Raw genomic sequence first — 14664 nt, forward strand, 5'->3', positions numbered from 1 at the left:
GAGGAATGCAGTTTAAACACCCAGAATTTCTTTACGCTCTTTTTGCACTTATAATTCCTATTCTAGTTCATTTATTTCAGTTACGGCGTTTTAAAAAGGTTAATTTTACAAATGTTCAGTTTTTAAAAGCAGTTACCATACAAACTCGTAAGAGTTCTCAAATCAAAAAATGGTTAACACTAATTGCCCGTTTATTAGCTATGGCTGCTATTATTTTTGCTTTTGCTCAACCATTTCTGGCATTAGAAGAAATTGTTGGCAAAAAAAGTAAAACGGCATTATACCTTGATAATTCATTTAGTATGCAGGCCAAAGGATCTAAAGGGCCTCTCCTAAAACGTGCTGTACAAGAAATCCTTAGCGACCTTCCTGAGGAAGAGACAATATCTCTTTTTACCAATACAGAGACTTTTATTGATGTTTCTAAACAAGATATTCAAAACGACTTATTACAGATCGAATACTCATCAAATCAACTTTCATACCCTGCAGCTTATCTTAAAGCGAAACAATTACTCGGGACATCTCCAGAAACTATTAAGCGTGTAATAATGGTTTCGGATTTTCAACAAAAAGAAAACGCTTTTGCTTTACAAAAAGATACAGATACAAAAACGCACCTTGTTCAATTACAACCTGTCACTAGGCAAAATATTGCTATCGACAGTTTATATTTAGAACACAATACAAATAATGACCTCACACTTAATGTAGTATTAAGCAATACCGATGCTAATGCAGAAAACACATCTATTGCGTTATATAATGATGATAAATTAATTGCTAAAACGGCAGTTTCAATTCCCGAAAATGGTACAGCTCAAACTGAATTTCGTTTAGATGAAAACATAAAAATCAATGGTCGCGTTATTATAGAAGATCCTGCAATAACCTTTGATAACTCAAGGTTTTTTACTATAAACACTCCAGAAAAGATAAAAGTTGTTGCAATTAATGAAGCTGATGATAGTTTTATAAAAAATATTTTTACTCCAGATGAATTTGTAGTGCTAAGCAGCTCTGTCGAAAGACTTAATTATAATGATATTAATAATGCAAACCTTGTGATAATTAATGAGGTTAAGCAAATTCCGGTATCACTTATTAACGCATTAAAACCTTTTGTTGATCAAGGAGGCACTATTTGTCTTATTCCTGCTATACAGGGGGATTTGGTTTCTTATCAACAATTTATAAGCGGATATTCGACACAAGGATTATTGGCAGAAAAAACACAGGAAAAGAAAATTACTTCGATTAACTTCTCACACCCATTGTATCGGGGGGTATTTGATAAAAAGATTACCAATTTTCAATATCCAAAGGTGAATAGCTATTATCAAGCAACTGCATCTAATATTGTATTATCTTTTGAAGATAATAGTCCTTTCTTGTATAAGACAAATAATATATACGTATTTACATCGGCTATAAATCAGGAAAACTCTAATTTTAAGAATTCTCCGCTAATTGTTCCTACACTATATAACATTGGTAAACGCAGCCTGCAACTTACCGATATATCATATACTATTGGTCAGATCAATTCTTATGATGTTCCCATATCTCTCGGGCAAGATGGGATATTGTCTCTGGTTTCTGATCAGGAAAGTATTATACCCTTGCAGCAAAGTTTTTCTACAAAAGTGAGTATCACTACAGATGAGGTTCCTACGAGAGCAGGAATTTATAGAGTGCAAGATAAAAATAACAGTGTTCAACAACATGTAAGTTATAATTATAATAGTGCAGAGAGTGATTTACAATACTATAATCTAAATACTACCGGAGATTATCAAGTAAGCCAATCAATAACAGAGCTTTTTGACCAAATAAAAGAAGAGACTAGTGTTAATGAACTTTGGAAATGGTTTGTTATTTTTGCATTGATATTCCTGCTAATTGAAATACTACTATTAAAATATCTAAAATGAACTTCTTATTAAAGGCTGCTACTGTAATTGATCCAAAGTCTCCCTTTCATCGTCAAACAGTTGATATCTTGATCGAAAACGGGATAATTACAGATATTAATACCACAATCAAGGCCTCGGATCATGTTGAAGAAGTTACATTAGACAACTTACACGTCTCGCAAGGATGGTTTGATAGTAGTGTAAGTTTTGGTGAACCAGGATACGAAGAACGTGAAACTATCGATCACGGTTTACAAGTAGCTGCAAAAAGTGGTTTCACAGCTATAGCACTACATCCAAACACATTTCCTATAACCGACAATAGTACTTCTGTAGGCTTTCTGAAAGGAAAATCCCAAAATAGTGCAGTATCCCTATATCCTATCGGAGCTTTGACAATACAATCTAAGGGAATAGATATGGCAGAGTTATATGATATGCAACAGGCAGGTGCTATCGCCTTTGGTGATTATAAAAAAGCCGTTCAAAACCCTAATTTATTAAAGATTGCTCTTCTCTATGCGCAAAATTTTGGCGGATTGGTTCTATCTTTTCCTCAGGAAAATAATATTGCCGGAAAAGGAATGGTTAATGAAGAAGAACAAAGTACTTTATTAGGGTTGAAAGGAATTCCTGCTTTAGCAGAAGAGTTACAGATTGCACGGGATTTATTTCTACTAGAATATACCGGAGGCACCTTACACATCCCTACAATTTCGACAGCAAAATCAGTAGCACTAATTCGAGACGCTAAGGCAAAAGGATTACAAGTAAGCTGTAGTACAACCGTTCATCATTTAACTCTAACCGATAAAGAACTGGTTACATTCGACACTAATTATAAGGTACTCCCTCCATTAAGAACACAAAAAGATGTAAATGCCTTAGTAAAAGGTATAAAGGATGGTACAATTGATATGGTTACCAGTGATCACCAGCCAATAGATGTAGAACATAAAAAGGTAGAATTTGATCATGCAAAATATGGTACAACAGGGCTAGAAAGTGCTTTTGGAACTCTTAATAACGTATTAGATATTGAACAAACAATAGCACTACTTACCAGAGGTAAATCTATTTTCAAAATAGAAAGTGAGAGCATTGAAAAAGGTAATAAAGCAGATTTATCACTATTTAGTCCTATGAATAATACCACTTTTACAGAAGAACATATTATATCTTCTTCAAGAAATAGTGCTTTTATAGGAAAACCCATAAAAGGAACTCCTTATGGCATTATTGCTAAGGGAAAAATGATATTGAAATAAGTCTATTACAAAGCTAATTCTTCATTAAGATCTAGTATAGTAAAACTAAATAATATAATACGACAATCATGCAATCTGACTACGCAAAACAAGGAAAAACAGCGGCTATTGTTTCATATATAACTGTTATTGGTACAATTATAGCTTTTTTTATGAATCAGGAAAGTAAAAACCAGTTTGCAAGTTTTCATATCAGGCAGGCATTAGGTTCGTGGATCAGTTTCTACCTTTTAATAGCTTTAGCTAATGTTTTTGACTCACTAATGATTCATCTCGCTTTTTACATATTCTGCATTGTATTGATTGTTTTTGGACTTATCTTGGCAATACGAGAAGAACAAAAAACAGTTCCCATTTTGGGGCCTTACTTTCAGGAATGGTTTAGTTTTATTAAATAGAAGGTTATAATGAACCTTTTTATGTTCAAAAAAATAGCGAAACTAGTCCTCAAATTCTTATTATTTCTTTTTTTAACTGCTCTAACCCAAATTGGTGGAGTTATATATATCCTTACAGAATTACTCGTTAAAAGAAATGTACCAAAGTATAGATTTAGAAAATTAGGTGTATTTCTTATCACTTATATATTTATAACATTTTTTATTGTTCCATATATCGCTCCATTATTTGGTAGAGAAAAAATAAAAGATACTACACAAATAAAAGCCCACAGTTTCTTCACAAAACTTTTGAATAGGAATTATGTACATCCAAAACTCTATACCGTATTAGAAAAAACCTCAAGTTTGGTTCAACAGTCCAATCCAGAGGTTATGTTAATATATCTAGATGCAAATTTTCCATTCATAAACGGATTTCCATTACTTCCACATTTAAGTCATAATGATGGAAAAAAAATCGACATCTCATTTATTTATCAAGATCATAATTATAAGGTTACAAATAAAAAACCTTCAATTAGTGGCTACGGGGTATTTGAATCTCCTACTAAACAAGAATATAATCAAACCTTAGTTTGTAAACAAAAAGGAAACTGGCAGTATGATTTTACAAAGTATATAACTTTTGGAACTATAAACAAAGGGCTAAAACTTTCAAAAAAAGCTACAAAAGATTTACTTTTGGCAATCGTAAAACAAAAACAGATAGAGAAAGTCTTTATAGAGCCACATCTTAAGAATAGATTAAAGGTACAAAGTGCCAAAATACGATTTCATGGATGCCAGGCTGTACGGCATGATGATCATATACATATACAATTAAAATAAAACTATGCAAGCCAAAACATTATCACTACACCATATCATTAAAGAACCAACAATAAAAAAAGAAAAGACTCCTGTTCTATTCATGTTTCATGGGTATGGTAGTGATGAAAATGATCTTTTTTCTTTTGCTACAGAATTACAAGAGGAATTATTCATTATCTCGGTACGAGCACCTTATCCTATGCAACCATACGGTAATGCATGGTACGCAATCTATTTTGATGACAATCAAGGAAAATTTAGTGATGATAAACAGGCTATCGAATCCAGAGATAAAATTGCTGGTTTTATTGATGAAGCTATAAATGCTTATGATTTGGATAAAGATAATGTTACTCTTCTTGGGTTTAGCCAGGGAACTATCCTTAGTTATGCAGTTGCACTCTCCTACCCTCAAAAGGTAAAAAATGTAATTGCACTAAGTGGATATATAAATGAAGATATCTTAGCCGATAATTACAAGACAAATGACTTTTCTAAGCTTAATCTATATTGTTCTCATGGTAGTGTTGATCAAGTAATTCCTGTGGATTGGGCACGTAAAGCTCCTATCTTACTTTCAGAGCTTGATATAACAAGTCCATTAAATGAATTTCCGGTAGGTCATGGTGTAGCGCCACAGAATTTTTATCAATTTAAAGAATGGTTGAGTACTCGTATTTAGCATTAGAATTTAAGTGTAATTTTATGCCAAATATCAGTATTTTTATAACTTATAGAGAAGTCATAGTAATCAACAATTCGATATACTAATGACAAACCAAGACCGCTAGAATCAGGTCTGTTTCCAGATTTCTTAAAACGTCCAAACAATTGTTCTTCTGGTATCTCTAATGGTTCTCCCGTGTTTTTAATTTCAAAATACTCATTGGTAAGTGTCAATACGAGTTTTCCCGATTCTATATTATGTTTTATGGCATTACTAATCAAATTATTAAACAATACATAGGCCATTGTTTCATTAATCTCTATCACTGGATTTCCTTTAAAATCATAGGTTACTTCAATATTTTTAATATCAAGTAATTCTTTTACCTTACCTATTTTCTTTTTAAGATATTCTGCTACTATTAGTTTTGTAGTATCTATAAATTGATTGTTATCAATTTTTGACAATAACGAAAGATTATCTTTAAGTTTTGATAGTCTTCCTGTAGATTCATATACTTGTCCTAAAATGGATATTTGTTGTTCAGAAAGATTTTTATCTTGCATTAAAAGCTCCATTTTGTTTTTAATAATCGCCAATGGTGTCTGTATTTCGTGAGAAGTATTCTCGGTATACTCTTTTAAATTCTTATAATCTTTTGCTACTTGATTTGTCATGAGTTCTAACGTAGAATTTAACTCCCGAAACTCCAATATTTTGGTTTCACTAAAAGACAATGGTTTTGGTTTCTTTACATTAAAATCTTTTATCTGGCTTAGAGTATTATAAAAAGGTACCCAAATTCGTTGTGAAACGATATTACTTAATACAAGCATTGTTATAAAAAACAAGGCAGTAATCAAAGTAATAACCTGTGTAACACCTCGTATTAAATCTTCTGAAGAAAGTAATGATTTAGTTATCGAAAAGACATAAAAAGTATCTTTCACTTTATCAGAAAAGGTGATCTGCCTATAGTTCATCTCCTCATTTTGATATTCATTAAACAATATCGTGTCTTTTATAAATGTTTGGATTTTTGGATCTCTATCTACTTTTTGAATAACAATATTATCACCTATATTTAGACTATAACTACTTAATAACTCATCATGTCTATAAAGCTCATCTACTAATTCTTCTTTTGCTGCAAATAATTTATCGTTAAACTCACTATTTACAGTATGTCTAATAACAAAATAAGAAGATAAACCTCCTATAAGGGATACGATAAACAATCCTGTAAAATAATAACGATTGGATAAGCTTAGTAGTTTCATTGATCAGAAAATTTATACCCTACACTATATACCGTTTGGATGTAATCTTGACCACCTTGTTCGAGAATTTTTTTTCTAAGGTTTTTTAAATGAGAATATATAAAATCATATGAATCTGCGATCCCCATTTCATCTCCCCAGAGATGTTCTGCAATAGATCCTTTGGGAATTACACGATTTGGATTCGAGATAAAATATAACATTAGGTCATATTCCTTTTTAGTAAGTTTGAGAGTTTTATTATTTACTTTAACGCTCATTTCATAAGGGCACACTTCAATTTCATTAAAGGTAATCGTATTTTGTGCATCAAAATTTCTTCTGCGTATAATTGCCTTTATACGTGCATTTAACTCTGCAAGATCAAATGGCTTAGTAAGGTAATCATCCGCTCCAATATCAAGGCCATAAATTCTATCATCAATAGCATTACGGGCAGATACAATGATAATTCCTGATTTTGATCTCATTTCTTTAACCTGTTTGATAACATCAAGACCACTACCATCAGGAAGGTTAATATCAACAACCAGACAATCATACTCATAATCCCAGCTTTTTTCTTTTGCCGCCGCTAAGTTATCTGTCCATTCACATTGGTATCCTTCTCTCTCAAGGTACTGTACCATTGATTCGGCAAGCATATGTTCATCTTCTATAATTAGAATTTTCACTTCTTTCGGATTAAATTTAATACTCCAATTACCTATAATTAAAGAAACAAATAATTATCAGAAAGCAAAAGTTTTTATAAATAATATTCACTTTCAGAAAACAAGTCCATTCATGACTTAAAAAGAAGTTATCTATCTATTTGTTTTTTAGGTTATTATTTCAAAAAAAGAATCAAAACAACGTCTACAGATTTCCTACAGATTCTCCACAAATTCTCTACAGATTCTAATTCTACTTTCGCACCCAATAAAACAAATCGGTTAAAAACAATCATTTAACCGTAATCACGAAATAGTTAAACCATAATTTAAATACTATGAAAAAAATACTTAGCCTAATCTTATTTCTTTTTTTGCAAATAGGTTTTTCACAAACTCAGGAGGATTATCAAAAAATAATCACCGAAGTAACGGATGCATACAACGCAAAAGATTCTAAAAAGATTTTTGATACGTTATCCCCCCAATTACAATCGACATTTACAATAGAAAGAGTGAAGCAATTCATTTCTGAAAACCAATCAAAAAAAGGGCCAATGGGAGCTTCTTCTTTTTTATTAGATGAAGACAAAGCAAAAAGATACCTAACAGAATTCGAAAATACTTCCTTGATTCTAATTATAGGGGTATCTCCTGATAAGAAAATTACAAAATTAATTCTTGAAGAATATTAATATTTAAATACTTAAAAAATAATAAAAATGAGACATAATTATTTAACTACTAAATCAACGTATATACTGTTTATACTAGGAATAATGACACTTGGTTTGTCTACAATTAATGCCCAATCTAAGCCAAAGTATGGTGTGATGACTTATAATAAAGCTATTAATATATCAGAGAAACAAGGCATGTTAATTCAAAAAATGGCCAAAGATTATTTATATATGGTCGAGAATTCTGATGATGCCAAAGCTTCAAGAGATCTCATGACAAGTAAAATCATTTTTGAAAAACAGAATGAAATTTTATCTAAAAATTCTAGCAATAAAGTAACAAAGAGTAAAATTAAAAAAGTTAGTAATCTATGGACCACTTTTAAAAAACATATAGTAAGTACTCCAAATTTTGATGATGCCAAAAAAATATTAAACCTGAATACAGATTTACTTAAAGAAACAGAAAATGTTGTGCGCTCGATCGCAATAGAATCCAAAAACGCTAATAGAGCTACAAAAGGACTAGCCAATGATGAATCTTATAACGAAAAAGATATAGAACTTAAAAAAATCATAACCGTCTCAGGAAGACAACGTATGCTTGCACAAAGACTGGCATTATATTATTTAGCAAATCATCCAACACTGAAAGACAAAAATTCTGAACAAATGTTGAAAAACATATACAATGAAATAGACGGAATGAATACACCATTACTCCTTTCTGACTTTGATAATGCAGAAACAGATGAAAAAATTGCAAATGCGTTAACGATATGGGAAATTATAAAACAAGGTAAACTTGGAAAACAAGGATATAAGCATAAAGAAATCTATGATATTTCTAATAAACTTACCAGAGCATACAATGAAATAACAACCTTATACGAGCATACCAAATTATAATGTATCTCATTGCTTTACGTAAAAACGTGTTAAAATCTAAATTAATCTTCTGAAACCCCAATGTTTTCGAGCTATTTAAGGTGCCTTATCCCCAGGGCACTGCTTCGAAAAACGCTATAGATTAATATCCTTACCCCACATTTAAGCCTAACAAAAAACCCAAAATATTACTCATTTCCTCTACAAAATGTCGTGCTGGATTCTAGCAATATCAAAAACATAATAAAACTAAATATTTTAAAAATACTAATTCATGAAAAAAATACTATTAACTACGATCACAATAGCATCATTCGCTTTTGCTAATGCTCAAGAACATCATAATAATGCTACGAAGGAGCATCATTTTGCTAAAGACTATGATAAAAAAGGAGAGTTTGAACAAGGAGATGTATTTGTTTCTGCTTTGTTTGGATTTGATTCCAAAACAATTAAAAATGAAGGAGAAGAGCATGAAGATATTATGTTAGATGTATTCACCAGAGTTGGATACCTTATTTCCGAGACTGTAACTGGTGGTATAAAACTTGGATATGAAAGTGAAAGTGAAAAAGAAGAAGAAGGAGAAATAAAATCTCATCATGGACTTATAGGAGTATTTGGACGATATGATTTTACGCCAGGTCATAAATTCTCTCTTTTTGGTGAACTTGGAGTAGATTACCTTACAGCTGATATAGAAAGAAATGGTATTAAAAATAAAGAAAAAGGGTATAAAATCGGGCTTATTCCTGGGTTAACATATTTCTTGAATGATCATTTTGCTATTGAAGCGCTATGGGGAGCTTTATCTTATGAATCTATGAAAGCTGATGAAGGAGAGAAATCCACCGACGAAATTATTATAGGATTTGATTTTGAGCATATCAATTTTGGATTAGCATACAAATTCTAAAAACAACATCCGTTATAACCTACTATAATAACTACCCTAAAATCACCTATACATTACGGTTGTATTGTTACATAACTAAAAATATTATAAATAAAATAATAACATACAATGAAACTGGTTTTAAAAAAATATGTCTACGTGATCGTTGGATTTTTACTATCTACCATCGGGTATTTTTATTGCATTATTAGAAATATAGATTTGGCAGAACAAATAGATATGTACTTCAACTTTATAAAATCATCAAAAATCGATGAATTAATATTTCTATGGTTTAAGTTCTTTGCTCTATTTATTATGCTGAATATCATAGTAATTTTAGAAAAGAAGCGAAACGTTGAAAAAAGAAAAATATATCACTCAATGTTATATGCTAGTAATCATATTATACGAAACTTCTTATATCAATCTCACATACTAAAAATGGAAGCAGAAGAGAACATCACATTTAATAAGAATACTATAAATATGTTTGAGGAAGGCAAAGACGAAGCAATGTTGTTACTCAAAAAGTTGTCTTCGATAACTAAAATTGATGATAAGAGTATTTACAACTCTATAAAAGAAGAGGTGGAAAACAAAAATAGCACAACATAACTCTTCATAAACTACAAATAAACTCCTCTCCTCCTATACAAACTAGGTGTTGGTATAGCTCAATAATAATTTGGGCAAATCTAATATAGTATGTCAAGAATTTATCCCTTTTAGGGAAGATTGTGTGAACGACTCTAATTCTCACTTAGAATTAAAAAATAGAGTCAAAATTCTTAATATATCTATAATGAGAGGGGTTTTCTTTTAAATCATTAGTTATATAAACATAACAAAATCACTATTTATATAATATCAAACAATGAATATGTAAGCATAAAAGTGCAATAAAACACCTATAAATGTTACATTTTAAGTATAAGCAATTACTTAATTTCGACATCAAAATAAAACATAAATTTTAATCGTATTCCTTACAAACAATAAAGCATATGTAAAAAAAATACTTTCTCTTAAAACCAAACTCAACACATGTTACACTTACAAAAAGCAATTCATAACCATATAGATAAGCTTATAACTATACAATTATCTATTATTCAAGCTATAAAAAACTACTATAGCATTCATCTTATTAAAGGTAAAATCATCATAAAGATTACGGTTCGAAAAAAACCTTATCCTTATCCCTACCAATCAATGACTCATTGTCAGAAATAGATATTGACCAAATTCTTATTAATTACAGAACCATAGACGTAAATAAGATTTCTATTTAATATGGCTATCTCCTAAACCCAAAAAACCCCTTGGAGGATTTGGGGTTAATATAGTAAACACAAAATATCAAATTTGTTGCTGGTGATAACCAAAGTACAATATATGGAATTTTAAATCTGCTACATTTTTAAACCTAATCCTATGCCTTTCTCTTAAACAAACAACTACAAATAATATTAAACATAACCCAACTTAAACTATTTAAAACCATGAATTTATTACAAAACAACAGTGTTGTTTCTCTTAAAAAAGAGCAATCTTCTCTAGCCAAAAAAGTTTTCAATATTATAATGAATTATAGTCATTTAAAAGTTTTTGATATTGAAATCATTTTTGATGATCCAGATGTAAATGTTGCAGTTCAAAATCACTTGAAAAAAATAAATTCATTTATCCATAAAAATGAACCAATCCGACTAATCTTACCTGCTTTTCCTGCAAAATCTCCCAACCGGGAGAAAACCTTAGGAATCAAACCTGATTTGGGGGAATTTCTGGGGTTAAAACGTCTTAATAAAATATGTTCCCAGATTCAACAGATTTATACTCCAGGAGCAAAAGTTGTTATCTGCTCTGACGGAAGAGTCTTTAGTGATATTGTTCAAGTCAACGATGATGATGTTACGACCTATTCTGAAGCACTAAACGATATGATTAAACGAGAAAATATAAACTATTTAGAAACCTTCAATTTAGATAACGTTTTTCCAGAACTATCATATGATGAAATGAGATATGAATTAAGTAATAATTATGGTGAAAGTATAGAAGAAGTAAAATATAATGTAAAGAATCAAGAATCAGAGAAAAACTTATTTAATGGTTTACACAAGTTTGTATATGAAGATATGTCTGTATTAAATAGAGAATTAAGTAAGAATCAATTAAAAAAACAATCAAAAGAAATAGCGTATCAAGTAATTCAAAGAAGTCATTCCTGGAGCGATCTAGTAGCAAAATTTTTCCCCGAATGCATCAGAATTTCTATTCATCCACAAAAACTAAACACTGGAAAAATAGGCATTCAATTAGTAAAATGCAATCATAATTGGGGTACTCCTTGGCACAATGTTGTTTTGCTAGATGAAGAAGGTTATAAATTAGTAAAAAACAAAGAGGCAAAAGAAATGGGAGCAGAATTAATCTCTTCACAAAAAGGGTATTCATTTTATTCAATGGTATAACAATCTTATTTATTAAATAAAAAAAATAAAATAATATGGAAACAAATAGTTTAAATGCATTACCACAAATAAAAACCAAACCAATACTTCCTTTTGGCACAATTATACAAGCTAACGAAAATGATCAACTTACTGATTTATCTATAAAAGATTTAACAGAAATTATACATCAAGAAAAAGTTGTGCTTCTAAAAGGGTTTCAACCTATGGAATCTGATAATATGCTAAACTATGCAAAACGGTGGGGAAATCTTCTCGAATGGAATTTTGGACATATTTTAAATTTAGAAATTAAAGAAAATACTAATAATTATCTATTCACAAAAGGAAATGTTCCTTTTCATTGGGATGGAGCATTTGCAAATGCAGTACCCTCATTCTTATTTTTTCAATGTTTAAAAGCCAATATTAGTGTACCTGGTGGAGAAAGTACATTTTGTGATACCCAAAAAGTATTAGAAAAAGCTAGCTCACAAGAATTAAAATTATGGAAAAGTATCACCATTACATATAGCACAGAAAAAAACGCCCATTATGGAGGGAAAATAACACAGAACCTTGTTCACTTTGATGAGCATCTTGGTAAAGATGTAATACGATTTGCAGAACCTCTAAATGAAGAAAGTGTACAACTTAACCCTATACATATTGAAATATCAGGGTTTTCTACAAATGAAAAAAATAATTTTCTGAAAAGCTTCATACCAAAATTATATGAATCCGATGTATGTTATCAACATAGATGGGAAACAGGGGATTATTTACTAATTGATAATTTATCACTATTACACGGAAGAAACTCTTTAAAAGAAAATATGGATCGCTATTTACAACGAATACATATTTTATAAACCACAAATAATAAACTAATTATGACACATAAAGAATATGATATTATAATCATGGGAGGAGGTCCCTCTGGATCCATATTGGGTGCTTTACTAACCAAAAAAAGTAATCTAAAAGTAGCAATTTTCGAAGAAGATGAATTTCCCCGTGAAAAAATAGGAGAATCATTTGCTCACCCTATAATTCCTATTTTGGAGGAGTGCGGAGTACTTCAAAAAGTTTTGGATAGTGGTTGCTGGATAAAAAAGTTTGGAGGAATTTTTGATTGGGATAACAAAACTCCTAAAACTACCTTCTTTGACATGTTAAACTATGTAGAAGATGGTGTTCATCGTTGGGCCATACATACAGATAGAGCAGAATTCGATAAAATCCTATTGGATCATGCACAATCATCTGGCGTTGATGTATTTGAAAAAAACAAAATAGAAGAGTATCGCTATGAGAACAATATCGGAACTGTTACATTAGAATCTGGTCAGACTCTAAATTGTAAAATTTTTGTAGATGCATCCGGCAGAAGAAATACGGTAATCCCGACGACTCGAAAGAGTTATCTTTCAGAATATAAAAACTTGGCTGTCTGGAATCATTTTGTTGGAGGAAAACCGGCTCAAACTCTTGATGGGGATTGGAACATCTTTAAAGAAAACAATCAATCTCCGGTTGCTTGTTTCGCTTTTGAACATGGTTGGATTTGGTATATTCCTATTCCTAAAATGATAAACAACGAAAGAACAATTGTATACTCATTAGGAATCATTACTGATCCAAAATTAATAAAAACTTTAAATAAGGATTTAAAAGATCCTGAACAGTTTTTTGATTTTATAAAAACCGTTCCAAGATTAAAAGATCTTATTAAAGATGCAAAACCTGTAAATGATGAAGTTAAAGTGCTATCCAACTATTCTATGATTCAGGAAAAATTTTGTGACTTTGATGAAGGCTGGATAATGGTAGGAGATTCTGCTTATTTTGTTGACCCTCTTTTTTCTTCGGGTGTTGCTTTTGCAGGTGGTATGGCATCAACTGCTTCTTTATTAATAAGGTCGACGCTAGATGATAAAAACCTTACCTATGAAATGAAAAAAGATGTATGGCATGATTATGATGAAGAATGGCATAAAATTGCTCACTCTTTTGCTCTATCTATAGATCAATGGTATCATGCCATAGCCAAATCTAACCCGCAAAGTATTTTTTGGAATAAAAGGAATGTACTTACTTCTGATCTGGGTATTAAAGATGAAACTTTTCATGCATTGGTAGATACTGCTTTAAATCAAGATCTCTTAACATTACTAACCTCAGGTTCTTTCAAAAAAGAAGATTTGGATACTGATGGTAGGTTTTTGAAGAGATTATCAGAATTAAATCGATCTGAACCTTCTCCCTCTGACATATTATCATTAGATGAAAGTGTATATATTAGAGATGGTTTTTCTATTGATGTCCCAGGTTTTAAAGCAAGTATTCCTCCAATAGAGATTCCGGAAGAACTAAAAAAAGCCATTGCAACATATTGGAAAGATCCAATTAAAAATGGTGATGCTGCTCCTTCAGGAATTGAACATCTAATTCCTTGTTCAAGATTTACTAAAACAGGACTTGATAAAAATAAAGAAGTTAGATTTGTAGATCAAAGAACAGGAGGTAAAGCACTATTTGATTTATTAAAACAACAGCCTGTTTTATATAGTGAATTAATAGACAAAATAAGTATGACACAATTAACTTTACTTAAAAATTTAATATTAGAAGGTATGGTAAATGTGCAAAAAGAATCTCTTATAGAAATAAAATAATTTTTGATTCAAAATAAAAAAGAGTTCACAGAGATAAAAGTATCTATCTCTGGAACTCTTAAAAAAACA

14 protein-coding genes are annotated in these 14664 nt (G+C 30.6%); 12 read left to right on the forward strand and 2 right to left on the reverse strand.

What is annotated here, in order from left to right:
- The first annotated feature begins 5 nt into the window (after positions 1 to 5).
- From AAFU52_RS22970 to AAFU52_RS22990, 5 genes are all read left to right on the forward strand, one after another.
- A complete protein-coding gene (locus AAFU52_RS22970; protein WP_438423682.1) occupies positions 6 to 1934 on the forward strand; it encodes a vWA domain-containing protein in 1929 nt (642 codons plus the stop codon).
- Positions 1931 to 3184 carry a dihydroorotase gene (locus AAFU52_RS22975; RefSeq protein ID WP_438423683.1) on the forward strand — a complete coding sequence of 418 codons (1254 nt, stop codon included), beginning with the start codon at positions 1931 to 1933 and terminating at the stop codon, positions 3182 to 3184. Before AAFU52_RS22970 ends, AAFU52_RS22975 begins: the two co-directional genes overlap by 4 nt.
- A gap of 68 nt (positions 3185 to 3252) precedes the next feature.
- Positions 3253 to 3582, forward strand: a complete 330-nt coding sequence (locus tag AAFU52_RS22980; protein ID WP_024769477.1) for a membrane protein — start codon at positions 3253 to 3255, stop codon at positions 3580 to 3582.
- 21 nt (positions 3583 to 3603) lie between these two features.
- Positions 3604 to 4413, forward strand: a complete 810-nt coding sequence (locus tag AAFU52_RS22985; RefSeq protein ID WP_438423684.1) for a hypothetical protein — start codon at positions 3604 to 3606, stop codon at positions 4411 to 4413.
- 4 nt (positions 4414 to 4417) lie between these two features.
- Positions 4418 to 5077: an alpha/beta hydrolase gene (locus tag AAFU52_RS22990; protein WP_438423685.1), complete on the forward strand. Its 660-nt coding sequence runs from the start codon at positions 4418 to 4420 to the stop codon at positions 5075 to 5077.
- 2 nt (positions 5078 to 5079) lie between these two features.
- On the opposite strand, the gene AAFU52_RS22995 is transcribed toward AAFU52_RS22990, so the two are convergent.
- Together AAFU52_RS22995 and AAFU52_RS23000 are read right to left on the reverse strand one after the other, a co-directional pair.
- Entirely contained in the window at positions 5080 to 6342 is a 1263-nt protein-coding gene (locus AAFU52_RS22995; RefSeq protein WP_438423686.1) for a sensor histidine kinase, read from the reverse strand.
- Positions 6339 to 7016 carry a response regulator transcription factor gene (locus AAFU52_RS23000; protein WP_106794859.1) on the reverse strand — a complete coding sequence of 226 codons (678 nt, stop codon included), beginning with the start codon at positions 7014 to 7016 and terminating at the stop codon, positions 6339 to 6341. Before AAFU52_RS23000 ends, AAFU52_RS22995 begins: the two co-directional genes overlap by 4 nt.
- Before the next feature lie 317 nt (positions 7017 to 7333).
- Between AAFU52_RS23000 and AAFU52_RS23005 the strand changes: the two genes are divergently transcribed.
- The 7 genes from AAFU52_RS23005 to AAFU52_RS23035 all read left to right on the forward strand — a co-directional run bounded on the left by AAFU52_RS23005 (position 7334) and on the right by AAFU52_RS23035 (position 14595).
- Positions 7334 to 7690: a hypothetical protein gene (locus tag AAFU52_RS23005; RefSeq protein WP_438423687.1), complete on the forward strand. Its 357-nt coding sequence runs from the start codon at positions 7334 to 7336 to the stop codon at positions 7688 to 7690.
- A 27-nt stretch (positions 7691 to 7717) separates the two neighbouring features.
- Positions 7718 to 8584 (forward strand): hypothetical protein, encoded by an 867-nt coding sequence (locus AAFU52_RS23010; RefSeq protein ID WP_438423688.1) that lies wholly within the window; start codon positions 7718 to 7720, stop codon positions 8582 to 8584.
- Positions 8585 to 8837: 253 nt separating this feature from the next.
- Positions 8838 to 9479, forward strand: a complete 642-nt coding sequence (locus tag AAFU52_RS23015) for an outer membrane beta-barrel protein (protein ID WP_438423689.1) — start codon at positions 8838 to 8840, stop codon at positions 9477 to 9479.
- 108 nt (positions 9480 to 9587) lie between these two features.
- Positions 9588 to 10076, forward strand: a complete 489-nt coding sequence (locus AAFU52_RS23020) for a hypothetical protein (protein WP_438423690.1) — start codon at positions 9588 to 9590, stop codon at positions 10074 to 10076.
- An 887-nt stretch (positions 10077 to 10963) separates the two neighbouring features.
- Entirely contained in the window at positions 10964 to 11938 is a 975-nt protein-coding gene (locus AAFU52_RS23025; RefSeq protein ID WP_438423691.1) for an L-tyrosine/L-tryptophan isonitrile synthase family protein, read from the forward strand.
- A 35-nt stretch (positions 11939 to 11973) separates the two neighbouring features.
- Positions 11974 to 12789, forward strand: coding sequence for a TauD/TfdA family dioxygenase (locus AAFU52_RS23030; RefSeq protein WP_438423692.1), 816 nt, complete (start codon positions 11974 to 11976; stop codon positions 12787 to 12789).
- Between the two features lie 21 nt (positions 12790 to 12810).
- Positions 12811 to 14595 carry an NAD(P)/FAD-dependent oxidoreductase gene (locus tag AAFU52_RS23035; RefSeq protein WP_438423693.1) on the forward strand — a complete coding sequence of 595 codons (1785 nt, stop codon included), beginning with the start codon at positions 12811 to 12813 and terminating at the stop codon, positions 14593 to 14595.
- The last annotated feature ends 69 nt before the right edge of the window (positions 14596 to 14664 follow it).

Source organism: Aquimarina macrocephali (genome assembly GCF_051627225.1).
Taxonomy (GTDB): domain Bacteria; phylum Bacteroidota; class Bacteroidia; order Flavobacteriales; family Flavobacteriaceae; genus Aquimarina; species Aquimarina macrocephali.